Source organism: Cedecea neteri (assembly GCF_000757825.1).
In the GTDB taxonomy this organism is placed as follows: Bacteria; Pseudomonadota; Gammaproteobacteria; order Enterobacterales; family Enterobacteriaceae; genus Cedecea; species Cedecea selenatireducens.
This window is the reverse complement of the sequence record NZ_CP009451.1, coordinates 299,580-322,985: the sequence shown is the minus strand read 5'-3', so window position 1 is coordinate 322,985 and position 23,406 is coordinate 299,580. Positions and strand designations below refer to the sequence as shown.

The following is a 23,406-nucleotide window of genomic DNA, read 5'->3' as shown; positions in this document are numbered from 1 at the left end:
GGAGTTATCACGATGCAAGCAATTGACTTTTATATGGTAGATGCCTTCGCCGACGCCACCTTTGGCGGTAACGCCGCCGCCGTTTGCCCGCTCAGTGAATGGCTGCCGGATGACACGCTGCTGAAAATGTCCCAACAGCATAATCAGTCGGAAACGGCTTTCTTTGTCACCACAGACGAGGGCTTTGAGCTGCGTTGGTTTACCACGCAGGGAGAAATCAACCTTTGTGGGCACGCCACGCTTGCCGCTTCACACGTCATCTTTGAGCATCTCGATTACCCTGAATCGGTGATTCATTTCAGCACGCGTTTTGTTGGCCCGCTGACCGTTACCCGCAACGGCGAATGGCTGACGCTGGATTTCCCCGCCTGGGAAACGCAACAGATGGCGCCGCTGCCTGAGCTGCTGGCAACGCTTGGCATCAGCGAGTGCAAAGAGATGCGCGTCGGGCGTGATTATCTGGTGGTGCTGGAAAGCCAGGCGGAAGTAGAAGCTATTCAGCCTGATATCAACGCCATGATCCCGCTGGAAAAAATGGTCTGTATCACCGCGAAAGGCGAGGGTGAATATGATTTTGTCAGCCGCTTTTTCTGCCCAGGAGAGTCAGTGCCGGAAGATCCCGTCACCGGTTCTACCCACAGCATGCTGATCCCTTACTGGGCGGATAAACTGAACAAAACGCATCTGCTGGCGCGGCAGGTCTCTTATCGCGGCGGCGATTTGCGCTGCCAGTATAAAGGCGAGCGTGTGCTGATCGGCGGCAAAGCGGTCACCTATCTGATTGGTAAAGTGCTGCTGCGTTAGAATATTCCAGCATAGCTATTCATGATTATAGTTATCCGGGATTGATGAATTCAGCTCATAAAGGCTAGCTGATCAGGCGCGATTATTGTTGAACCCGTCCATGCTAGCCTTTGTACATTGATGCCAGCTGGAGCATCACCGTTAAAAAGGGCTGATGGCGTTTGCCCCCGCCCGCGGGAGCTATTCCAGCAGGGAAATAAAGGCTTCAAGCTGGCGGGTTTTGGCGTCTCTGCGCCACAGCAGCCAGGTATCCAGATAACGCTTATCCTCCGGCAGCGGCCAGGTACTCACCTGATGGCTACCCGGCATACTCTCCAGCATACTTCTTGGCATCAGCGCCAGCCCCGCCCCGGCAATAACGCAGGCCAGCATCCCGTGGTAAGACTCCATTTCATGGATCTTGCCCGGCATGGCCTGGCTGTCGTGGAACCAGCTTTCAAAATGGCGGCGGTAAGAGCAGTTGGCCCGAAAGGCATAAATACTCGCGCCGTTAACGTCCGCGCCGCTGTGAATCGGGGCATGGTCTGCAGGCGCGACGATGGTCATCTCTTCGCGATACACCGCCACGCCCTCAAGGGAAGGATGCAGCACCGGGCCGTCAACAAAGGCGGCAGAAAGCCGGCCTTCGAGTACGCCGTCAATCTGGTCACCTGAGGGGCCGGTAGCCAGCGAAAGGTGAATTTTCGGGTAGCGCTGGTTGAAGCTTGCCAGCAGGCCGGGAATGCGTACCGCCGCCGTGCTTTCCAGCGAACCGAGCGCGAGCGGTCCCTGAGGCTCATCGCCGGATACCACCATTCGCGCTTCATCCACCAGCGCCAGGATGCGTTTACTGTAGGCCAGAAAACTGTGGCCGGACGGCGAGAGCTTCAGGCGCTGGTTCTCGCGGATAAACAGCGCCACGCCCAGGTCGGCCTCCAACTGCTTGATGCGGGTCGTGAGATTCGACGGGACGCGATGCACCTGCTGTGCGGCGGCGCTGATGCTGCCGGTTTCTGCGACGGCGTTGAACATTTCCAGCTGGGTCAGATCCATAGCTTTCTCAAATCGTGAAGGGTTTGCTTAGTATTATTCATTTTTAAACTTTACGCCTCAAGGCTACTGTTAACATCTCATTCACCTGTCGAGGCACCACCATGCAATCAGTAACCGGGCAAACCCACGCCATTTCACGCAATCCCGCCACCGGTGAGCGCATTGCGGTTTATCCTTTTGAGAACGCAGCACAGATTGATGCCGCGCTGGCCCGCAACCATCAGGCGTTTAATGCATGGCGGGCTACGCCGCTGAGCGAGAGAGCGCAGAAGCTGCGTGATTTAGGTGCTGCGGTGCGTAAACATGCCGAGGCCATGGCGCAAATGATTACCGCCGAAATGGGCAAGCCGATTTTGCAGGCGCGTGCCGAAGTGGCTAAGTCAGCCAATCTTTGCGACTGGTACGCAGAGCATGGCCCGGCGATGTTAGGCGCGGAAACGACTCAGGTTGAAAATAACAACGCGGTTATCGAGTACCGTCCGCTTGGGCCAATTCTGGCGGTGATGCCTTGGAACTTCCCGCTATGGCAGGTTTTGCGCGGCGCTGTGCCGATTCTGCTGGCCGGGAACAGCTATATTCTGAAGCATGCGCCAAACGTGATGGGCTGCGCCGACATTATCCGCCAGATGTTCACGGATGCCGGGCTGCCGTCGTCGCTGTTCGAGCTGCTGAACGTCACGCCGGAAGGGGTAAGCCAGGCGATTAACGACCCGCGTGTTGCCGCCGTGACGGTAACCGGCAGCGGCAGAGCCGGGGCAGCGATTGGCGCTCAGGCGGGTGCAGCGCTGAAAAAATGCGTGCTGGAGCTGGGCGGTTCCGATCCGTTTATCGTGCTCAACGACGCAGATCTGGACGAAGCCGTTAAGGCCGCGGTGGCCGGGCGTTTCCAGAATACCGGGCAGGTTTGTGCGGCGGCGAAACGCTTTATTGTTGAAGCCGGGATCGCCGCAGCCTTTACCGACCGCTTTGTTGCCGAGCTGAAAAGCTATCAGTTAGGTTCGCCGGTGGAAGAGGCTAACCGCATCGGGCCGATGGCGCGCTACGATCTGCGTGATGAGCTGCACGAGCAGGTGACAACGTCACTTAAGCAGGGTGCAAAACTGTTGACCGGCGGGGATAAGCTGCCCGGCGAGGGCAACTACTATGCGCCAACCGTGCTGACCAATGTCACGCCGGAAATGACCGCGTTCCGTCAGGAGCTGTTTGGCCCTGTAGCCGCCATTACCGTTGCCCGTGACAGCGAGCACGCTCTTGCACTGGCGAACGACAGTGATTACGGGCTTTCTGCCACGGTTTATACCGCCAATGAGCAGCTTGCGCTGGAGATGGCGGCTCGCCTTGAGTGCGGCGGCGTGTTCATCAACGGCTACAGCGCCAGCGACCCGCGCGTGGCGTTTGGCGGGGTGAAAAAGAGTGGGTTTGGCCGTGAGCTTTCCCACTTTGGCCTGCATGAGTTCTGTAATATTCAGACCGTGTGGAAGGATCGCCGGTAGTTTTCTATGAGGGGGCCACCGCGCAGGTGGCCCTGTTTGTCATTGAAATGAAATAATTCTGTCATTTTCGCTCAGTACACTCGCCGCATCGTTGTGTTACTGAAGAAAATCATGAACATAAGCCAAATTTTTCGCCGTTTAAACCCCTTCAAACTTTTCGCCCGACGTCCTCGCGAGTTTGGGTTACTGAGCGGGGTGGTTGGCGTTATCGCACTCTTTTCCATGCTGCAAATTCTCTCCACCGTCTCCCTTTCTAATATCCTGCATGAAACCCGCCAGAGCGTGCTTGAAAGCAATCAGCTTCATCGGCAGCAGGTCGTCATGGAGAAAGCCAGAACATCTTTGTTAATGACCAGCGACCTGTTAAACCGGGCGGGCGTTTACTTTATGCAGGACAAAGAAACCGGCTCCGTTGGCAGTTGGAATAGCCTGGTAGATGAAGCTGACGCGGCGCTGAAGGTGTCGCAGCAAAACTTTGCCGCCTGGCAACAGCTGCATCCGCAAGGCAGCGAGGCGCTGGCCAATAGCTATCAGCTGTTCTCAGGCGGGTTAAAAGAGCAGCTGGATGGCATGCAAAAACATGCCTCAATCGATGCGTTTTTCGAAGTACCCATTCAGGCGTTTCAGTCTGACTTCAACGAACAGTATGCGCATTACCAGACCGACGGTGAGAAACAAACCGCGCAGGCCGGCCATGCTTTACTGGGTAGCCTGAGCCAGGCGCAAACGCTGTTCATCATCGCGCTGGGCATTTTATTGGCGGTGGCGATTACCGTCTGGCTGGGCGTGGCCCGCTGGGTGATTCGTCCGCTGCGCGGCCTGATTGAGCATCTGCATGTTTTGGCTGCCGGTGACTTGTCCCGTTTGCCCGCCGAAAGAAAACTGGTGAACCGTGAAGTGAAGCAGCTACACGGCAGCGTACTGGAAATGCAGCAGGGCATTCAGCAACTGGTGCTGGAGGTTCGTGAATCGTCCGCGACGTTGTTGAGCAACATCGGTCAGCTTGCCGAAGGTAACAATGAGTTGTCCAGCCAGTCTTCTCAGCAGGAGCAGGAGCTGGAGAAGGTTACGCTGCATATTACCGAGCTGGAGTCCCGCGTACAGGAAAATAGCCAGTACGCTATTCAGGCGAACCAGCGCGCAGATGAAGCGCGTGAGATGGTGGCCGGGGGCGATCGGATGATGCACACGGTAAATATGTCTATGCAGGATATTGTCGCCCGTTCATCAGAGATGCGCGGCATCGTGGCAATGATTGATAACGTGGCGTTCCAGACCAATATTCTGGCGTTGAACGCCGCGATTGAAGCCGCTCATGCGGGCAATCAGGGGCGTGGTTTCGCCGTGGTTGCTCGCGAGGTGGGCCTGCTTGCTAAGCAGAGCAGTCAGTCGACCAGAAACATTCAGGCGTTAATCAATAACTCGCTGCAGGGTATCGAGCAGGGCAGCGAGGCGGTGTCTGAACTTGAGACGCAGTTGAAGAATGTTATCGCGCTGGTTACGCGTCTTAGCGGCCTGCTGAATGAAATTTCCAGCGCGTCCGTAGACCAGGGGGCCAGCGTGCATCATGTTACGGCGCGGATAACCACGCTGAATCAGGCGGTGAATCAAACGGGGCAGCTGATAAAAGCTTCGGCAAACACTTCTCAGCGTTTGCTGGATGAATCGCAGCGCCTTGAAAAAGCCGTTGCCCGCTTTCAGATGACTGCCTGAGTTCGTTTTATTATCGGCCCGTGGCTCTGATATACTTGCGCCGCTAAATATATCGCTCAGGAGAGCACGGTGCCGGTTCAATTAGACAATCAGTTACTGGAAGAGATCCTCGACCAGGTTCGCCCTTTGCTGGGAAAAGGGAAAGTGGCGAACTATATTCCAGCCCTGGAAGAAGTCTCCGGCAATAAGCTGGGCATTGCTATCTGTACCGTTGACGGTGAATTCTTTAGCGCCGGAGATGCCACAGAACGCTTTTCCATTCAGTCGATCTCTAAAGTACTAAGCCTGACGCTGGCAATGGGGCGCTATGAAGAGCATGAAATCTGGCAGCGCGTAGGCAAAGAGCCCTCCGGGCAGCCTTTTAATTCCCTTTTGCAGCTTGAGCTTGAGCAGGGCAAGCCCCGTAACCCGTTTATTAACGCAGGTGCGCTGGTCGTTTGCGATATGCTGCAAACCCGCCTCAGTGCGCCTAAGCAGCGCATGCTCGAGGTGGTTCGTCAGCTTTCCGGCGCTGAGGATCTGGTCTATAACACGCGCGTGGCGCGTTCCGAATTCGAGCATTCGGCGCGAAATGCCGCTATTGCCTGGCTGATGAAGTCTTTTGGCAATTTCGAAAATGACGTGATTGCGGTGCTACAAGCCTATTTCCATTTTTGTTCTCTGGAAATGAGCTGCCTCGAATTAGCCAAAACGTTTTTATTCCTGGCAAATCAGGGACGGGCATTGGATCTCGATGAGCCGGTGATTTCCGCCCAGCACGCACGGCAAATTAATGCGCTGATGATAACCAGCGGCATGTATGACGGTGCGGGTGAATTTGCTTATCGCGTAGGTCTGCCGGGGAAATCGGGCGTGGGCGGCGGTATTATCGCCAACGTGCCGAACGAGATGTCTATCGCCGTGTGGTGCCCGGAGCTGGACGCTTCCGGTAACTCTCTGGCGGGGACTGCCGCGCTGGAAATTCTTTCTCAGCGCATTGGGCGTTCTATTTTTTAAACTGTTCTGGCATTACAGCAGCAACAATCCCGGTATGCGCAACCATAGCACGCCAACCAGGCTAACGGTGGCCAGCACGGCTATCATAATGGCGGTGATAAGCAATCGCTCCGCCCAGGGGGTTTTACGCATTTTGACTCCGGGAAATCCTTCGTTCAGGGACTATAAGCCAGTCACTTTAAACATCGGTTAAACCTGAGTCTGCTAATTATTCATTGGCGATAAGTGTGAATTGTTAGTCGCAAATCCTGCCCTGAATGCAGTGGTCTGCAGAAGGTGGCAAAAATTTAGCTTATGGCTGATAGTTGATGCTGTGCGCTGGCAGGTTGAGTGAATTTTCCTCTTTCTCTCAATGCCCGGGGGTTGTTAGCTGGGTAAACATGCTAAGCTAATGCTTATTTTCGCAATCACCTGATGGCGCTATTTATTTTCAGCGGTGATGAATAAGTATGAACCAGGATAGCATGGTTAATCGATCCAAGTTTTTATTCTTTTCCCCAGAAAAAATGCTGTTAAATGCCATCAGTGTTTTTGCTCTGACCACGCTGTTTTACTTTTTTGGCGCTTCGCTACGCCTGGTTAACGATCTGTCGCTATTTTGGCCGCTGAATGCGGTGCTGGCGGCCATCTTTGTCCGCAATCCGTGGCTGAATAAAGCCGTTTACTATTTTATTTGCTATGCGGCGATGTTGGTTTACGACGCTTTCACCACGCAGTGGGGCTGGCAGTCGACGATCATTAACTTTTCCAATATGGTCTTTATTGTCACCGCCGCGCGTTTATTGTTGCGTTATTCACGCAATATGGACGAGAGCAATTGGGCGCTAAATGCGTTTAATATTTTTAATTTCTCGCTGATTGCCGCCATATTATCTTCGTTATTTGGCGCGGTGGGCTCGCTGGGTATTAGTGGTGATTACCATGAAAAGTTTATGCCGCTGTATGCCGACTGGGTCAGCGAGCAGTTTTCAACCGGCGTGCTGATGCTGCCGTGCTTGCTGACCGCAAGCTGGCCTTCCTGGCGTAAGCTGTCCGGCATTGTGCCATCCGACATGTATCCGCTTTTTGCCGTCGTGATTGCCGTCTTCACGGCGATGATTATCGGTGGCGCGGGCAGCCTGGCGTTTCCATTGCCGGCGCTTATCTGGTGTGCCATACGCTATCCGCTCCCGGTCACCGCGCTATTAACGTTGATTACCGGGGCGGTGGAAATTGTGCTGGTGGCCCATGCGGCGATCAATCTTCACTCCGAGCAGCCGCTGTTGCTGGTGGATCAGATGTTCTCCGCCCGTCTGGGCATCGCCACCATCGCCATTTGCCCGCTGATTGTTTCCATCAGCGTGGATGCCATTAACCAACTGATCAAGCAAACGTCGCTGCGGGCGGATTATGACTACCTGACCGGCGTTTATTCGCGCTCAGGCCTGTTTGAAGCGCTCAAACGTAGCGCGCGCCAGCAGCCAGATATCGGGCAGCCGCTGCTGTGCGTCATGCTGCTGGATATTGATTTCTTCAAGCGTATAAACGACAGCTGGGGTCACGAGTGCGGCGATATGGTGTTGGCCTCTTTTGCTGCCAGGGTGCTGGATACCGTGGGCAATCGGGGAATGGTGGCACGTATTGGCGGGGAAGAGTTTGTGGTGGTGTGCCGAACCCGGGATCCGAAGCAGGGTTTTGAGATAGCCGAGCAGATTCGAAAAACCATTGAAGCAAGCAGCTTCCATTACGAGCAGCGGTCGCTGTTTATTACCGTGAGTATCGGCCTGGCTGAGGCCACGCTGGGCAATAACACGCTGGAAGCAACGTTTAATCAGCTGATCCCTGAAGCAGATAAAAATCTGTATCTGTCGAAACGGCAGGGACGCAATAAGACCAGCTCGAGCAGCCAAAATGCCGATGAGCTACCGGCATCGCATATTAGCGATTCATAATAAGCATGTTCATTTTCGATCCTTTATTATCGAGTAGTATTACCGCTCAGTTCGTCGTTGCTGGTTCGTTTGCCTGAGAAATTTATGAGTACACCCGATCCTCACAAAAAAGCCAGAACGCAGGGCTCTCGTTTCATTAATCGTATGTATATCATGCGGATGTTGGGCACGCTGCTGTGCTTTTTGCCTATCTTTTCGGTGCTGCACGAGCAACAGGCTTCTCTGGCGATTATCGCCCTGTTAGCGGTCAACGCTTTTGTCTGGCCACACGTGGCGCTGTTGAAAGCGCGTTTTTCCTCCTCTCCGGTCACCGGTGAAAAGCAGAATCTGGTCATAGATGCGGCGGCGGGGGGCTTCTGGATTGCCATGATGTCGCTAAGTGCGCTGCCTTCAGTGGCGATTGTCACCATTCTGGTCTCCGACAGGCTGGCCGCTGGAGGAAAACCGCTGATGGTCAGGGCGATGGTGGCAATGCTGCTGGCGTTTTCACTCACCTGGATAAGCCACGGAATGCCGTTCAACCCGGCGGTTTCTGCCCGCACGATGTACGCCACGCTGCCGCTTATCGCCATTTACACCATCGCGCTCAGCATGCTAACCGCTTCCATCTCGCTGAAGCTGCGGCAAAAAAGCCGTGAGCTGGAAAATATCGCCATGATGGACCCTCTGCTCGGGATCGCAAACCGTCGCCTGCTGGAGCGTAAAATTGGCAATGAGCTGGCGCGATTACGGATTGCCTGCGGAAGTTCGGCGCTGATGTTTATCGACATCGACAATTTCAAAGAAGTGAACGATCGTTTCGGACATAAAGTCGGTGATTCAATCCTGATGGCGGTGTCCGACGTGCTGCGCGTGGTTACGCGTTCAAGCGATACCCCGGCCCGCCTCGGCGGCGACGAGTTTGTGGTTCTGATGCCGAATACTTCGCTGGAAGAAGCCGAGGGCATTGCGCAGCGGATCCTTCTGGAGTCCATTAACGTTCGCGTGCTGCCGGAAAAAAACGCCTTCTGTACCCTAAGCATCGGCATTGCCTGTGCGACTAAAGAGATGCCGGATGCCGTCGAGTGGCTGAGAGCGGCGGATGATGCCCTTTACAACGCCAAGCGCGCCGGTAAAAACCGTATTTACGCGGCCTGAGAAATGTTCATCTAAACTGTATGCAGAGTAGGTTATTTGTCTGCGCCGGGGAGATGACATGCTGAATACCGCGATGACCGATGAACTGACTGGCCTGTTGAACCGTCAGGGTTTTATGTTTCTGGGGCAGTACGCCACGAGCGGCGCGCATCGTCGGGCGGAGCATCTTTCCGTAGTGTTTGTTGTTTTTGACCACTTCGGGCAAATTAATGACGGCCATGGGCATGAACAGGGCGATCGTGCGCTGATCGTTTTCTCCGAACTGATGAAGTCCTCCTTCCGCGAAATCGACCTCATAGCCCGCCAGGGCGTCGATGAGTTTATCCTGCTGTTTAACGGCACCAGCGAAGAGGGCGCGTTTATCGCGATGCAGCATCTTGAGGGCAAGGTTTCGGCGTTTAACCAGCGGGCAGAACACCCCTGGGCGCTGGGTTTTAACTGGGGATGCGTGGAGTATGCCCCTCAACGGCATCTCAGCCTTGAGGATCTGGTCAACGAGGTCGATCAGGCCATGCGTCAGGCAAGAAGCGTCAGAACACCGTCACGAAATCAACTGTAATAACAATTCCGTATACCTTCTTAATAGTAGTTGCCCGCATTAGCCAGTAATCTGGCCCATTGTTATTTCTACATCAACCGTCCCGACAACTTAAACTAACATTCAGGAGTCGCTGTGCCCGAGTATCGGATTCGTTCCCTCAAGGCCTGTGAGTTTGCAGACGTTACGGCAGAATTAACGGACGTATTAATTGACTGCGTGGAAGGCGGGGCTTCGGTCAGCTTTTTACATCCTTTGTCGCCGGAGAAAGCGGCTGCTTTTTGGGACGATGTCGGGCAAAGCGTAAGTCGGGGAGAGAGAACGGTGATTGTCGCCGAAGACGGGCAAGGGCGCATTGTCGGCACCGTGCAGCTTATCACCAGCCAGCCGGAAAACCAGCCGCACCGGGCGGACGTTTCCAAGCTGCTGGTTCACCGAGCGGCGCGGCGGAGAGGCATTGCTCAGCGGCTGATGGGCTATCTTGAAGCCGTGGCCACGACCCATGGCAAGTCGGTTCTGGTGCTGGATACCGCCACCGGCAGCGATGCCGAAATTTTCTATCAGGGCATGGGCTGGCAGCGCGTTGGCGATCTGCCAAACTATGCGCTGATGCCGGACGGCAGCCCGTGTTCTACCACGATTTATTACCGGAACTTGTGATTTAACAAGTGACAGTGTCACTTGATCGTCGCTTTTAACCCCCTTCAGGCATGCTATAGTGCCCGCAATATGGCAGTTGCAGGCACTTTAGTATGGAAAACACAGCGCTCTGGTTCCGGCAGTTTGGTGAGCCTGAACAGGTTCTGACCCTCGAACACGCTCCGCTGGCACCGTTTATTCCCGGTACGCTACGAGTGCGCATGCACTATGCGCCGGTTAATCCCTCCGACCTGATCCCCATTACCGGCGCCTATCGTCACCGGGTTTTTCCGCCGCGGATTGTCGGCTATGAAGGCGTCGGCGTCGTCGAACAGGCTGACTCTGCGCAATGGATCGGCCGGCGAGTGTTACCTCTGCGCGGTGAAGGGACCTGGCAGCGCTGGGTTGATTGCCCGACTCAGTGGGCGGTGCCTGTACCGGACAGTATTCCAGATGAGCTTGCGGCGCGAGGCTATATCAATCCGCTGGCTGCCTGGCTGATGCTGGAAAGATGGCCGGTTATGGGAAAACGAGTGCTGGTGACCGCCGCTGGCTCGGCCTGTGCTGGCTTGCTGGCTCAGTGGGCGAAACGACAGGGCGCGACAGAAGTTTATGGTATTTACCGTTCGCCAGATCATCTTCCGGCGCTACTCAAGCTGGGCATCATTCCTCTGGACAGCGGCGACAGCAGAGCAATCGCTGAAGTGGCAAGGCAGGTCGATGTCGTTTATGACGCGGTAGGGGGCGAATTAGCCACTTTGATGCTCGATCACCTCAATAGCCGGGCGGTAATGATTTCTTACGGCCTGCTCAGCGGTAAGGGCTTCTCTCCGCGTGGAAGGCATATCACGGCGCAGCGATTTCATCTGCGGGATACGCTGGCGGTAACGCCGGTTGAGGAATGGCAGGGTTGGTTTTCTTCCCTGTGGCAACTGCTGCGCGAGACTCAGCAGCCAGAAGCAGAGGTTTATAAGCTGGAGGAGTGGCGGCTTGCGCTGGCGCTGTTCCGTGAACCCGGCCGCCAGCGCAAACCGCTGTTAAAACTGTAGACGTTATTTATCGCCCAAAATGGTGTTGAGCGTTTCGGCATCCGGCATGCCCTGATGCTGCTGCAGGCGACCTTCGGCGTTGAGGTAGTAAATGGCAGGCGTGGCGTTGCCGCCCAGGTCATCCATCAGCGTAAGGTTATCTTTTAACGCTTCCCCGATAACCGGGTCGATCTTCTCCGGCTTTTGCAGCGCCAGCTTGCCTTTGCTGTTCTCATAGTCGGCCAGCGTTTTCGCCGGATCTTTCGACATGAGGATCGCCGCGGCTTTCTGGCCGCTGTCCGGGCGCAGCATGCCGACTAACAGCACGCGCAGCTGAACTTTACCGGACTTCAGCCAGGGCTGAGCCTGTTCCCAGAATTGGGTGCAGTACGGGCAGTACGGATCGGCAAACACGTAAACAATGCGCGACGCTTTTGCATCCCCGGCGGCTATCCAGCGGTGCTTTTCGAGGCTCTGCCACATCTCTTTCGCCATCGGGGCATAGACAAACTTCTCGACTTCCGCGTCGCTCAGGTTTTTGCCTGCGGCATCTACCAGGTTACCCATGATGGCGTGCTGTTTGTCCGGCGTCAGATAAACGGTTGTGCCTTGCCCCTGGTACTGCATCGCATAGCCCTGTAGATCGCCGGGCGCTTTAAATTCCCCTTTTATTTCGAAGCCCTGTTTCTCTAATGCTTCAATGGGGGCAGGCAATTTACCGTCGGCGGCAAACGCCGTGGCGTTAAAAAGCAGGGCCAGCGAAACGGACACGGCGGAGATTTTTTTCATCGAGCAGTCCTTGATTAAATGCTATTTTCATCAAAGGGTAGCATTCCTTTTTACGTGAAGTCATCAGACTTACTTTCCTTTAAGTAACCGGGCATTTCGGAGGCCAGCCGGTGACAATCAGACGAGCCATACCCGATGAGGCGCAGGCGCTGTGGGTGATAAGAAACGAGGCTATTCGCTTCGGCTGCCGGGATGTTTATCCCGAAGATGTGCTGCAGGCCTGGACGCCGGAGCTAATGCCTGCGGGTTACCTTCACGAGATAATTAATAACCCTTTTTTTGTGGCCGAGAATGAAAACGGCGAGCCGGTCGCGACGGGTTATCTGGATTTGGAAAATTGTGCTGTAGAAGCGGTATTTACCTTGCCAGCATATACAGGCAAAGGTCTGGCAAAGCAGATTATGGGCGCTATAAAGCAGGAGGCGAAAACACGGGGCATGACCACGTTAACGCTGTCTGCCACGCCGAACGCCCGCGATTTTTACCTGACGCAGGGATTTAGCATCGTAAAAGAAAGCCTTTACCCTTCGGCACTGGCCGGGGCATCTCTGCGCTGCTTTGAAATGAGTTGCGACATTTAGCCTGAAAACTAAAAACGTAAAAGGTGCCCTCATGAGCGACCGTATCGATTATCAGATTGAAAAGTACAGTTTTACGGAAATTGAAGAGACGCCGCGCCTCAGTCGGCAGTGGGAAGAGGTCAGGGAGGAATACCACAGAGAGCCTCAGGATGCGGAGCAGCGCCTGCGCCTGGCGCTGCTCAACGTGGATTACGTCACCAGCTTTGAACTGCCTTTTCGCCTGTTGCTTCTGCGGGCGCCCCAGTTAATCGACAAGCTGCGCGATGAGCTGCAGTTAAGTCAGAAAAGCGTGGTCATTAACGACAATAAACGCGGTGAGGTCTACAGCATAAAGGCGGATCTTAGCGCCGTGCCAGATGCCTTCCGCTACCGTTTTTCTAACCGCATACGCCGGATTGAGCCGGGCGGAACCCCGGCGACGGCTTACCAGCAGATTGCGCTGCAGGTCAGAAACCCTAGAGAGCGGCTGAAAATTGCCCTAGAGTCCGGGCTGCAGGTCAACGCCCTGGACGGCCTGTTCTGGCTTGGGCTGCAGCGTATCGCGGCCGATATTTCCGTTCTGAGGCAGTCCGGCATGGCAATAGCCACGGCGGAACGCAACGTTTTCGATAGCCTGACGGGCACCACCAGAACAATCCCGACCTATAGCTTAAACCCTGAAATCGCACGGTAGGGAAAGTAGCTAACGGCGATCCTGGTCCCTCAGAAACCCGGCTGTTTTAGCTTCCTTGTGCGCAGGCCACTTAAGCTAATGGCCAGCAGCGTCGCACCAGCAGCAACCCAAAGGCTGAGTCGAATCGCCTGCGGCTCCTGCCATATTGCGTTGCCGTAAAACGCCAGGATAACCCCTACGATCGCCGCGCCCAGGCATTGGCCGAAAGTCCGCATAATGGCCAGTATGCCCGAGGCGTAACCGCTGTTTTCCCGCGAGGCGTTCGCCATCATTTCCCGATTATTAGGACTCTGGAAAATGCCGAAACCAATGCCGCACACCAGGCTACGTAAACCAATGTCCCATGCCTGAGCGTGGGCAGGCAGCAGGGCTAAAAGCACCAGGCCAACCGTAAACACGCCTAAACCCGTGGTGGCGATAAGCGCCGGTGAATGCTTGTCGGCAAGTCGCCCGGCACGCGGCGCCGCGAGCATGATACCGACCGGCCAGGGCGTAAAGAGCAGGGCTGAAGCAAAGGCGCTGTAGCCATAAACGTTCTGGAATAAAAACGGCAGGGCAACAAACGTTATCCCTTGCCCGATGAACGAAGCCAGCGAGGTCATGGCCGCCAGCGAAAATCTCGAAGAGGCGAACAGCGTCAGCGGAAGCAGGGGCTGTGCGGCACGACACTCACGCCAGACAAAGGCCACCCCGGCAAATAATGAGATGACGCTGTAATTTATTGCCGAAATTATGCCTTCACTTTTGGTAAAGCTGTCGGCGGCCATGATCAGCGAGCCTAGCAGGAGAGCTGAAAGAAGTGCCCCTGCATAATCGAAGGGCTTAGGATTGATAACTGCTGCACCAGGCAGCACCCGCAGGCTCAGGACGAGCGCCACAATACCTAACGGTATATTCACCGCAAAAAGCCATTCCCAACCCAGCGTGGAAAGCAGCGTCCCGCCAAGCAGCGGGGCAATGGCCGTGCTGGTGGCGATTAAAAAGGCGTTAAGCCCCAGGATCCTGCCCAGCAGGCGGTTTGGGAATATCGAACGAAGGATTGCCGGGGAAATGCTCAGCACCGCTGCGCCACCGACTCCCTGTAAGATCCGCATTATCACTAACATATCGAGTGAAGAAGACAGCGCACAGCCCGCGGATGCCAGGGTAAACAGGCCCAGCCCGAAAACAAATATTTGCCTGAAGCCCAGCCGGGTAGCCAGCGCGGCGAAAATCGCCAGCGTCATCGCGGCGGCAAGCAGGTAGCCGTTAGCCACCCAAACGGCATCGCTGGCAGACACGCCGAGCGCTTTGGCTATAGTGGGTAATGCGATATTCACCATTGAACCATCGAATACGGCCATCGTCACGGTCGTCATCACGGCAAGCATCGCCATCAGGCGCTGGCGACCGGGTAAACCTTCATCGCCTGGCTGGGTTGAAAATAATTCCATAATGGTTCCTTACCGTTGGGCGGCAATCAGTATCAGGTTGTCAGTGCAGCAAATATAGTGATACTTAAAGACAGGCGGAAGACGCATGATGTGCACTAAATAGTTGCACCAAACGCCATATCTCTTTACAGGATGCCAGAATGAACGAACCCGATCTGAATTTGCTGCTTGCGCTGGATACCTTTCTGGCTGAGGGCAGCGTGGCCGGCGCTGCCCGGCGCCTGGGGTTAAGCTCATCGGCGATGAGCCGTACGCTCAGCCGCCTGCGGGCTGCAACCGGCGATCCTCTTCTGGTCAGAGCGGGAAGAAATATGGTGCTGACGCCCTATGCCGAAGCGATTCGTGACCGGGCGAGAAACGCCGCGCTTGAGGCTCGCGCCTTACTGAGCCCCTCCACGGCAGAGCTGTCCCTTTCCACGCTGGAGTGCGTGTTTATTATCAGAGCCAATGACGGCTTTATCGAGGCATTTGCACCGTCGCTGATCGCCGCTGCCGCAGCACAAGCGCCGGGAGTTCAGCTGTGTTTTACTTCGAAGCCAGAAAAAGGGCCCCGGCATCTGCGCGAAGGCCTGGTCGACCTTGAAATCGGCGTTGTGGGTGAAATGGGCCCGGAAATACGGCTGCAGGCGTTGTTTCGCGATCGTTTTGTCGGCGTGGTTCGGGCCGGTCATCCTCTTGCCGGGATACCGGAAGTCACCGTAGAACAGTATCTTTCGTATGGGCATGTGGTTGCTTCCCGTCGCATACGCTCAACGCCCGGGCCCGTAGATGATGCGCTGGCTAAAAGGGGACTGACGCGAAAAATTGCCGCCGTAGTGCCGGGGTTTCCGGCGTCGTTAAAGGTGGCGCAGGCGTCCGATCTGATTGCCCTGGTGCCATCTTCTTTCTTGCTTAATCAATCTGTTAGTGAGGTTGAGGGAGACAATGCCAGGCTGGCAATGTTCGAGCTGCCGGTGGATACGAGAACCATCACCGTTTCTCAAATGTGGCACCCGCGCTCAGAAGCTGACCTCGCACACCGCTGGCTGCGGCACCTTATACTGGACGTATGCCGCACCCTGGTGCCTTAGTTGACACGCTGCAACCAGGAATTTTCTGCGTTTCGGGTAATCTCGGTTCTGTCGATATGCTATACTCCAGCCTATCTAACAAGTGGGATTTTTCAAGGGATTACACCATCTTGTCGCTGCTAAAATACATCAACACCATTATCCTGATCGTTATTCTGACAACGTTAATTTTTGCCGGGTTTGTATTTCGGGAATACCGGGATCTGAAAAGCTACATGGGGTACATTGCAGAAAACGGAAAATCCGCGCTGTTTCATGAAGAGTATATTAACCAGAACACGGCTTTCCGGCTGTCTCGTGCTTTCTCCTCTGCGCCGTCAGGGATAACAACCGCTGCGAATAAAGATATTGATATTTGTAAATATGCCGAATCATTAAATGGTGTTTATGGTTTAAATCTCGCTGGCCAAAAATTAGCGACACTTAAGGGAACGTTGCAAACTCGCAATCCATCCTGCGCCAGCTGGAAGAACGATGCGGCGTCGCTGATCGTTGGGCAAGAAAACGCCGCCAATGCCGTGTCTAAATACAGTTTTTCCAACTACAGTGGCTATGTTTTTAACAATATCCGCTACTATATAGATCTGAAAAATAGCTATATTTATATCAATAAGATCGTCGACAGCAAGCATTATACCTTTAATAACTGGCTGGTGAGTGAAAATGGCCGTATAGATATCGACCGTAGCGCGAAGACCATTAATATTGACGGCTCCGCGTTAACCGATCTGCGCCAGGGAGAAAGCATTGTCTCCCATATTTATAAAGATGGGTATACCCACAAAAATATTATCAGCATGATTACGCCGGTATTTCAACGCGAGGAAATAAAAGGGATATTCATTACCGATATTAATATCGACGATCTCGCAACGTCCTTTTATACGGCGGAAAGGCCGCTGTTATGGCGTTTTCTTTCCCTTTACGTTACGGACAATGTTACCGGCGCTAAGATCAGCTTCCACCATCCTGTGCTGAAGTCGTTTACGCCCATTTCTTACGCGGAAAAAATCACCGGCTACTATACGCTGCACATCCAGCTGGACGGGATTTACTTCCTGATCTCTATTCTCTGGTTAGTCGCCCTCTATTTGTTCGGGACCTGGCTACTTTGCCGCTATGCCAAAAAACAGCTCGACCGTAACCGGTCGCTGTCTCACGATAATATGACCGATGCGATGACCGGCCTGTATAACCGTAAAGTGCTGACTTCTTCGCTTGAGCAGAAGATTCACGCGCTGCTGAGTAATAACATTGCCGTAACGGTTATTTCTATTGATAGCGACGGGCTGAAGAAGATTAACGATACGCTCGGGCATCACATGGGTGACCGGGCCATACAGTACCTGGGCAGGGCGCTCGCGCAATCCATTCGCAAAAGCGACTACGGCATTCGCCTTGGCGGGGATGAGTTCAGTTTGATTCTGATTGATTACAGCCTGACAAAATCTAACGAAGTTATCACGCGTATTCATGATTACCTTCTGACCATCGATGAAGACAAACTGGTCGGGTTTTCCTACGGAAGCTATCAGATGGCAGCCGGTGATACGTTAGAAACCGCGCTTCTTAAGGCGGATGAACTGCTGTATCAGCATAAGCGTAATAAGTATGGGGAAAAGGGCTCCAGCCGATAAAAAAACCGCTGGTGGATCCCCTCAGCGGCTTTTTAGTGGGCGCGAATTGTCGCCATAGGGATTGTCAGGTGAATGAAAACACTACCATTCATTAATAATCATCACGCTTTCGTCTGAAAGTTTAATTTTAGTCACTTTAGGCGGCAAGGGTTTCGAAAGAATGGTCATTCTCACGTCAAAAGTGCCGTTGACTGAGGCCATTGAAATTTTGAACGGCATCAGAATACTGAGTGCCAGGATGAGTTGTTTCATATTAATACGATTTTTTTACTTTTATTTAAAATCAATGAATTGGTCAAAATTATATCATATATGCTCTCGCGAAGGGAATGTCTGCGGTTTTATCGACCGGTAAGGTCAGCGTCAGGGCAAAAGGTTAAGATAGCGGCGATAATTCTCCTCAATAACGCTCAGCAGGGTGTTATCGTCGCTCTGATGAAGCAGGGCTGAACTCTCCGTACCCATATCCACACTTTCACATAATGGGTAACAGGCCGCCCGCAGCGCAGGTTTGATGGCATTAAAGTATCCCATCGTGGGTACTCCAAACGCGGCGGCAATGTGCAGAGCCGATGAGTCGCAGGTATAGACTTTGCTGGCATGCCGGATAATGGCAATAAAGTCTGCGGTATTTCTTGAACGTGAAGACAAATCGATAAACTGCGGGTGGTCTATCTCGCCGAATCCTGCAACCGGTATACCGTGTCGCTTAAAGAGATGCTCGACAAATTCTACCAGTACGGCATCCGGGATGTTGCGAAGTGGGGTGCTGGCGCGGTGATTAAACAGTACGTAACGGCCTTCCAGAGGAGGGGATTGCTTCGGCATTTCGTCCCGAAGCCAGCGGTTTGTTTTAATATCATCGGCAACGGATTCAGGGGCAATGCCAAGGTGGCGCAGGAAAAAGTCATGCATTTCCAGAGTGGCGAAATCCTCCCTGAAGAGCTGGTTCCCGGCATCAATCACCGCATCAAATCCCTCAAGCGCAGCAAGCTCCACAGGCATATAGCGCAGTTCATCGATGACGTTACCCGCCAGCCGATAAATCTCTTCCACATAGGCCTGGCAGGTGTGAGGGCGCAGCACCGTCAGGTGAAGTTTTGGGTTGATGGCCTTAATAGCCTGCAACGCCGCAATGCCAATCAGTGAATCGCCCAGCGTGACGCCCATGCCATTGATAATACAAAGCCGCTTAACGTTACGGTAGTCGAGAGAAAAGGGCTGCAAGGCGTAGTTATAAATTCCCGGCTGATGCAGCGCCTGCAGTTGCAGAGCGTTCCGCTGAGTAGGGCACAAGGACTCAAGATCGTAGGAGGCGACGAGCGTTTTCTCGTCCTGAAGCAAACTGCCAGCAAAATTCAGAAGCGATGAGTTCATGGTTTCCCTGAGACATAGCGTAAGCACGCCTCTCACCATAATGAGATTTGGCTGGCTGTCAATTTCCCTTGAGCGTCGTTCTTTTTAGAACAGAGAACCGCCTGTTTGAGTCAGGCATTACCAGGGGATCAGCCCCATTTCATGTAGAGCGCCCAGGATAAGCAGGATAGACATGCAGGCATCAAATGGATTAGGCATCGTGTTTCACCTTTACCGCGCAGCTTTGCTGGTTAAATTATAGTCTATTCTGTTTTCGCCGTCGAAATATCAAACTCGTTAACTCAGCAGTCCGGCACCCACGTTAACGGATAATCCCAGTATCGCCAGGTTGAAGAGAAACGAGATAACCGACTGCAAAAGCGTAATTTTGCGCATCCCGGTGGTTCCCGTCGCCACGTCGGCAGTCTGTGACGCAACGGCGATGGTGAATGAAAAATAAAGAAAATCCCAATATCCGGGATCTTTTGGTTTTTCAGGGAAGATCATCGGCGTGACGTCTTTGCTGCGGTGCAGATAATGATGATGGGCGTAATGCATGGCAAACGAACTGGGCAGTAATGTCCAGGACGCCAGCAGCGTGATTGCGGTCAGAACAATGTGCAACACGAGTGGAGTGCCAGAAAGTGAACGTAACGACGGCAGCTCGCTCAGGATAGCCACAATGCTGGCCATACAGGCAAAGATAACCATGCTTAATACCAGCGCCGCGCTTTGGTCCTGTATTCTGGCAATTCGCTGAATCTCGCTCACATCAGTGCGCAGCATGCGAAACCAGATAAACGTCAGGTAGAGCCAGGCCAGGACATTCCAGCTGATTAACAGTCGCTGAAGCGTGCCGAGCTGGGCCGGCAGAACGTAATAACAAACGATCCCGGCAGCAACCGAAATCAATAATCGCAGACGGGCGAAGAGGTGAGTCCTTAGCGAAAAGCTCATGGGATAATTTATTCGACGAGGGTTGGATAAGTTAACTGTAGACGAGGGAAAAGCTAAGGACCTGCTTCTCGCAGATAATCAATTTGCCGGGCGGGCAACCCGTCAATCCGTGCATTATTATTTTGATAATTCGTAATTATTACTTTGAGAATTTCCGCAGCATAAGGTTTAAAAACCATTCTCTTTTCTCCTCAGAACAACCGCTCTCGCTCCCTGAGCGTTTTTTTTCGCACGTCTAATCACAGAAATGCACATCGGGCACCACCTCATTGATTTTTGGCACAAATCTTGGATTTGTTAGCACGATGAGTTTTTCCCGTGAGTGACTTACTGATTTGATAATAAGGGGAACGTTATGTGTGCTTTGCGTTCAGCGTCGCCAGGACGCGTGGATGGAGTGGCAAAGGTCAAAGGAACGGCCATCTACGGCGATGATATTACTTTGCCGGATATGTTATACGGCGTCTGTCGTTATGCGGATATTCCGGCAGGGAAAATAGATCAGCTCGACTTAAGCGAAGCGCTGGCGGTCGAGGGGGTGGTTAAAATTGCCACCTGGCAGGACATCCCCGGCACGCCGGTTGTTGGTGTTATCGTCAAAGATTACCTGCCAATTATTAAGGATGAGGTGGTTTTTCACGGCGACGTTATTGCGGTAGTTGCCGCTACTACCTATGAAGCGGCCTGCACAGCGGCCGACAAAATCCACGTACGCTATACGCCATACACGCCATTGACCGATGTTGAAGCTGCGCTTGCGCCAGACGCGCGCTGCATTCATCCGGAACGCAGCGACAATATTGCCGCGCATCATCACACCCTCAAAGGTGATGTTGAAAAAGGCTTCGCGCAGTCGCGTCATATCCTCGAGCGCGAATATGAAGTGGGTTTTCAGGAGCATGCTTATATTGAACCCGAGGTGGTGCTAACCTGGCTTGACCCGACCGACGGCAGCCTGATTATTTCTGGCTCGGTGCAAAACCCGCACCGCGTTCGCGGTTTCGTCGCTAAGTTCATGGGCTGCCCGCAAAGCATGATCAACGTAAAACGCGCCGTTATGGGGGGCTCGTTCGGCGGCAAAGATGATGTTATTGACCATCTGGCCTGCCGTTCGGCTCTGCTGACGCATCTGACCGGGAAACCGGTGAAATTTGCCTACACGCGCGAACAGTCAATTATCGAAAGCTGCAAACGCCATCCATATAAAATGAAATACAAGGTCGGGCTGGACGACAGCGGCCGTATCCAGGCCATTAAAGTTGATATCCTGGCCGACAGCGGTGGCTATGCGGCTTCGTCACCGTTTGTCACCTGGCGTTCGTCAGTGCAGGCCGCAGGCCCATACGCCATCCCAAACGTGCATATCGACGTCACGGCGGTGTACACCAACAACAGTTACACCTCCGCGATGCGCGGCTTCGGTTCTCCGCAGGTGGTTTACGCTCACGAATCACTAATGGATGAGATTGCTGAGTATCTGAAGATGTCGCCTGTCACGGTGCGCGAAATTAACGCCTTACGCCAGGGCGATGCGTCGATTACCGGCCAGGTGTTTGACCAACATACGGTTTCCGCGCATGAAGTGCTGGCAAAGGCTACCGATTCGGCCGAGTTTATGGCGAAACGAAAACATTATCAGGCGCTTAACGAGAAGGGCGGCGTCTACCGTTACGGTATTGGCCTGGCGTTGAGCTATCGCGGGTGCTCGATCGGTGCTGAAGGGGTTGATACCTCAACGGCGCTGATTCAGGTCAACGAAGACGGTAGCGTCAGCCTTTCGACGTCGGTGTCGGAAAACGGACAGGGGCTGCAAACCACGATGACGTTGATTGCCGCCGAAGCGTTTGGCATCGAAATGAGCGAGTTTCATTTTATGGAGCCGCCAACTTCGGTCATCGGCGACGGGGGCTCCACGGCGGCGACGCGCGGAACAATGGTCGGCGGCGGAGCGATTATTGATGCTGCGCAGAAGATCAAACGGCGCATTCTCGGCGTCGTCGGTGAGAGCATCGGGGTAGCTCATCTTGAGGATACGCTGTGGCAGGGCGGCTTTATTATCAACAAACATGATAATAGCCAGCGTATCGACTTCAAATCGGCGGTGAATAAAACTAAGTGGGCCAGCGTGAGCCTGACTGAATACGGTTGGTTTGTGCCGCCGCCCATTCACTGGGATGAAGAAAAAGGCTGTGGCAGCCCGTATTTTACCTGGGTTTACGGCTGCCAGGTGGCCGAGGTGCGGGTGAATATCAGCACCGGTAAAACTGACTTGCTGCATGTTACTGCCGCCCACGATGTCGGCCAGGTTCTTAACCCGGTCGGGTTTGAGGGGCAGGTCTGTGGCGGCGTGGCACAGGGCTTTGGCTATGCTCTGTTAGAGGATTTCAACATTGAGCACGGGCAGGTGAAGTCCGAGAACTTTGACAGCTATCTGCTGCCGACGATCAAAGATATTCCCCCGATTACCGTTATCGGCGTTGAGAACCCGGACAAGGCCGGCCCGCTAGGCGCGAAAGGGATTGGCGAGCCTGCCACGGAGTTAGTCGCCGCGGCCATCAATAACGCGGTGAGCTTTGCGCTGGGGACTCGTTTCAACAAGCTGCCGTTAACCCTGGAGCAGGTGATTCTGGGTTATAACCTGAAAAAACCGGCTCGTCAGAGTGAATTGATGATCGAGCCTGGGAATAAGAAACAGGTATTACGTCTGACGGATGTCACCGTGACGCGGCCTGGAACGCTAAGTGAGGCCCTGGAACTGCTAAAAAGTGACGGTGTCACGGCTATTGCCGGCGGCACGGACGTGATTGTGCAGGGGCGCATGCAAACCCGGGCCATGAAGCTGGTGGATATTTCGCGCCTCGGCGAGCTGACGCAGGTGATCGAAGATACACAATCGCATGAAATTTCTATTGGTGCGGCAGTAACGTTCAACCGCATTACCGAAAATACGCTGCTTCGAGAACGTTATCCGCTGTTGGTACAGGCTTGCCACACGGTGGGCTCGCACCAGATTCGTAACCGGGCGACCATCGGCGGCAATATCGTCAACGCCGCACCTTGTGGTGATTCCATTCCACCGGCCATCCTCTACGACGGCAGCATTGAGCTGCAGTCTCATCGCGGCGTGCGCCGGATGTCGCTGGGTGAGTTTCTGATCTCGGGGTACAAAACTCAGCGAGAGCCTGATGAGCTATTAACCCGTCTTATTCTGCCGCCGCCGACAAAACCTGACGCTAAAGGCTTTTACCATCAGCTGGGTCGCCGAAACGCGCTGAATATTACTCGTCAAAGCCTGACCATGCTGCTGGAAATTGCCGACGACGGCACGGTGAGCTACTGCCGGCTGGTTGATGGTGCGCTGTTCAGCAAGCCTCAGCGACTTATTGATGTTGAACGCTGCCTGCTGGGCCAACGGCTAAACCCGGCCACTATCGACAGTGCCTGCGAGGTACTCGACAAGCTGATTTACGCCGCTATCGGTAAACGCTGGTCTGCGGCCTATAAGCAGCCGGTGTTTATCAGCATGTTCCGCGACATGATGGCGCAAGCGTTGGAAAAATAACCATGAGGACAGGGCGCGAAGGCGTCCTGCAGGGACT

Annotated in this window: 19 protein-coding genes; 14 read left to right on the top strand and 5 right to left on the bottom strand. The window is 54.0% G+C overall.

Annotated elements, in window-relative coordinates:
* Window positions 1-12: 12 nt before the first annotated feature.
* Complete coding sequence (locus JT31_RS01360) at window positions 13-804, top strand: PhzF family phenazine biosynthesis protein (RefSeq protein WP_038472453.1); 792 nt, start codon at window positions 13-15, stop codon at window positions 802-804.
* Between the two features lie 180 nt (window positions 805-984).
* Here the strand turns inward: JT31_RS01360 and ptrR are convergent, their stop codons facing one another.
* Window positions 985-1,836: a putrescine utilization regulator PtrR gene (gene ptrR, locus JT31_RS01355; protein ID WP_038472451.1), complete on the bottom strand. Its 852-nt coding sequence runs from the start codon at window positions 1,834-1,836 to the stop codon at window positions 985-987.
* A gap of 101 nt (window positions 1,837-1,937) precedes the next feature.
* On the opposite strand from ptrR, the gene sad reads away from it, so the two are divergent.
* The 8 genes from sad to JT31_RS01315 all read left to right on the top strand — a co-directional run bounded on the left by sad (window position 1,938) and on the right by JT31_RS01315 (window position 11,332).
* A complete protein-coding gene (sad, locus tag JT31_RS01350; protein WP_038472449.1) occupies window positions 1,938-3,329 on the top strand; it encodes a succinate-semialdehyde dehydrogenase in 1,392 nt (463 codons plus the stop codon).
* Window positions 3,330-3,440: 111 nt separating this feature from the next.
* Window positions 3,441-5,042 carry a methyl-accepting chemotaxis protein gene (locus JT31_RS01345; protein WP_038472445.1) on the top strand — a complete coding sequence of 534 codons (1,602 nt, stop codon included), beginning with the start codon at window positions 3,441-3,443 and terminating at the stop codon, window positions 5,040-5,042.
* Between the two features lie 69 nt (window positions 5,043-5,111).
* Window positions 5,112-6,038 (top strand): glutaminase B, encoded by a 927-nt coding sequence (gene glsB / locus JT31_RS01340; protein WP_038472441.1) that lies wholly within the window; start codon window positions 5,112-5,114, stop codon window positions 6,036-6,038.
* A gap of 449 nt (window positions 6,039-6,487) precedes the next feature.
* Entirely contained in the window at window positions 6,488-7,969 is a 1,482-nt protein-coding gene (locus tag JT31_RS01335) for a GGDEF domain-containing protein (RefSeq protein WP_038472438.1), read from the top strand.
* 84 nt (window positions 7,970-8,053) lie between these two features.
* A complete protein-coding gene (locus JT31_RS01330; RefSeq protein ID WP_200882451.1) occupies window positions 8,054-9,106 on the top strand; it encodes a diguanylate cyclase in 1,053 nt (350 codons plus the stop codon).
* A 58-nt stretch (window positions 9,107-9,164) separates the two neighbouring features.
* Window positions 9,165-9,665 (top strand): GGDEF domain-containing protein, encoded by a 501-nt coding sequence (locus JT31_RS01325; protein ID WP_038472435.1) that lies wholly within the window; start codon window positions 9,165-9,167, stop codon window positions 9,663-9,665.
* 114 nt (window positions 9,666-9,779) lie between these two features.
* Window positions 9,780-10,304: a GNAT family N-acetyltransferase gene (locus JT31_RS01320; protein ID WP_038472433.1), complete on the top strand. Its 525-nt coding sequence runs from the start codon at window positions 9,780-9,782 to the stop codon at window positions 10,302-10,304.
* A gap of 92 nt (window positions 10,305-10,396) precedes the next feature.
* Window positions 10,397-11,332 carry a zinc-dependent alcohol dehydrogenase family protein gene (locus JT31_RS01315; protein WP_038472430.1) on the top strand — a complete coding sequence of 312 codons (936 nt, stop codon included), beginning with the start codon at window positions 10,397-10,399 and terminating at the stop codon, window positions 11,330-11,332.
* 3 nt (window positions 11,333-11,335) lie between these two features.
* Here JT31_RS01315 and dsbG read toward each other — a convergent pair whose 3' ends face one another.
* Window positions 11,336-12,100, bottom strand: coding sequence for a thiol:disulfide interchange protein DsbG (gene dsbG, locus JT31_RS01310; RefSeq protein ID WP_038472428.1), 765 nt, complete (start codon window positions 12,098-12,100; stop codon window positions 11,336-11,338).
* Window positions 12,101-12,210: 110 nt separating this feature from the next.
* On the opposite strand from dsbG, the gene JT31_RS01305 reads away from it, so the two are divergent.
* Both JT31_RS01305 and JT31_RS01300 read left to right on the top strand, forming a co-directional pair.
* Window positions 12,211-12,681: a GNAT family N-acetyltransferase gene (locus JT31_RS01305; protein ID WP_038472426.1), complete on the top strand. Its 471-nt coding sequence runs from the start codon at window positions 12,211-12,213 to the stop codon at window positions 12,679-12,681.
* Between the two features lie 31 nt (window positions 12,682-12,712).
* Window positions 12,713-13,354 (top strand): hypothetical protein, encoded by a 642-nt coding sequence (locus JT31_RS01300; RefSeq protein WP_038472424.1) that lies wholly within the window; start codon window positions 12,713-12,715, stop codon window positions 13,352-13,354.
* A gap of 29 nt (window positions 13,355-13,383) precedes the next feature.
* Here JT31_RS01300 and JT31_RS01295 read toward each other — a convergent pair whose 3' ends face one another.
* Complete coding sequence (locus tag JT31_RS01295; RefSeq protein WP_038472421.1) at window positions 13,384-14,787, bottom strand: MFS transporter; 1,404 nt, start codon at window positions 14,785-14,787, stop codon at window positions 13,384-13,386.
* A gap of 140 nt (window positions 14,788-14,927) precedes the next feature.
* Here JT31_RS01295 and JT31_RS01290 point away from each other — a divergent pair, with 140 nt between their 5' ends.
* Window positions 14,928-15,857 (top strand): LysR family transcriptional regulator, encoded by a 930-nt coding sequence (locus tag JT31_RS01290; RefSeq protein ID WP_038472417.1) that lies wholly within the window; start codon window positions 14,928-14,930, stop codon window positions 15,855-15,857.
* A gap of 110 nt (window positions 15,858-15,967) precedes the next feature.
* Entirely contained in the window at window positions 15,968-17,494 is a 1,527-nt protein-coding gene (dgcJ, locus tag JT31_RS01285; RefSeq protein WP_038472414.1) for a diguanylate cyclase DgcJ, read from the top strand.
* A gap of 363 nt (window positions 17,495-17,857) precedes the next feature.
* On the opposite strand, the gene JT31_RS01280 is transcribed toward dgcJ, so the two are convergent.
* Both JT31_RS01280 and JT31_RS01275 read right to left on the bottom strand, forming a co-directional pair.
* Entirely contained in the window at window positions 17,858-18,871 is a 1,014-nt protein-coding gene (locus JT31_RS01280; RefSeq protein WP_038472411.1) for a glycosyltransferase family 9 protein, read from the bottom strand.
* A gap of 276 nt (window positions 18,872-19,147) precedes the next feature.
* Window positions 19,148-19,807 carry a DUF1345 domain-containing protein gene (locus tag JT31_RS01275; RefSeq protein ID WP_038472409.1) on the bottom strand — a complete coding sequence of 220 codons (660 nt, stop codon included), beginning with the start codon at window positions 19,805-19,807 and terminating at the stop codon, window positions 19,148-19,150.
* A 355-nt stretch (window positions 19,808-20,162) separates the two neighbouring features.
* Here JT31_RS01275 and JT31_RS01270 point away from each other — a divergent pair, with 355 nt between their 5' ends.
* Complete coding sequence (locus JT31_RS01270; protein ID WP_038472406.1) at window positions 20,163-23,369, top strand: molybdopterin cofactor-binding domain-containing protein; 3,207 nt, start codon at window positions 20,163-20,165, stop codon at window positions 23,367-23,369.
* Window positions 23,370-23,406: the final 37 nt, after the last annotated feature.

Bases quoted from the DNA above. Each gene is read 5' to 3' on its own strand.
- JT31_RS01360 (WP_038472453.1), top strand. From the start codon at position 13: ATGCAAGCAATTGACTTTTATATGGTAGATGCCTTCGCCGACGCCACC.
- ptrR (WP_038472451.1), bottom strand. From the start codon at position 1,836: ATGGATCTGACCCAGCTGGAAATGTTCAACGCCGTCGCAGAAACCGGC.
- sad (WP_038472449.1), top strand. From the start codon at position 1,938: ATGCAATCAGTAACCGGGCAAACCCACGCCATTTCACGCAATCCCGCC.
- JT31_RS01345 (WP_038472445.1), top strand. From the start codon at position 3,441: ATGAACATAAGCCAAATTTTTCGCCGTTTAAACCCCTTCAAACTTTTC.
- JT31_RS01335 (WP_038472438.1), top strand. From the start codon at position 6,488: ATGAACCAGGATAGCATGGTTAATCGATCCAAGTTTTTATTCTTTTCC.
- JT31_RS01330 (WP_200882451.1), top strand. From the start codon at position 8,054: ATGAGTACACCCGATCCTCACAAAAAAGCCAGAACGCAGGGCTCTCGT.
- JT31_RS01325 (WP_038472435.1), top strand. From the start codon at position 9,165: ATGCTGAATACCGCGATGACCGATGAACTGACTGGCCTGTTGAACCGT.
- JT31_RS01315 (WP_038472430.1), top strand. From the start codon at position 10,397: ATGGAAAACACAGCGCTCTGGTTCCGGCAGTTTGGTGAGCCTGAACAG.
- dsbG (WP_038472428.1), bottom strand. From the start codon at position 12,100: ATGAAAAAAATCTCCGCCGTGTCCGTTTCGCTGGCCCTGCTTTTTAAC.
- JT31_RS01300 (WP_038472424.1), top strand. From the start codon at position 12,713: ATGAGCGACCGTATCGATTATCAGATTGAAAAGTACAGTTTTACGGAA.
- JT31_RS01295 (WP_038472421.1), bottom strand. From the start codon at position 14,787: ATGGAATTATTTTCAACCCAGCCAGGCGATGAAGGTTTACCCGGTCGC.
- JT31_RS01290 (WP_038472417.1), top strand. From the start codon at position 14,928: ATGAACGAACCCGATCTGAATTTGCTGCTTGCGCTGGATACCTTTCTG.
- JT31_RS01280 (WP_038472411.1), bottom strand. From the start codon at position 18,871: ATGAACTCATCGCTTCTGAATTTTGCTGGCAGTTTGCTTCAGGACGAG.
- JT31_RS01275 (WP_038472409.1), bottom strand. From the start codon at position 19,807: ATGAGCTTTTCGCTAAGGACTCACCTCTTCGCCCGTCTGCGATTATTG.
- JT31_RS01270 (WP_038472406.1), top strand. From the start codon at position 20,163: ATGTGTGCTTTGCGTTCAGCGTCGCCAGGACGCGTGGATGGAGTGGCA.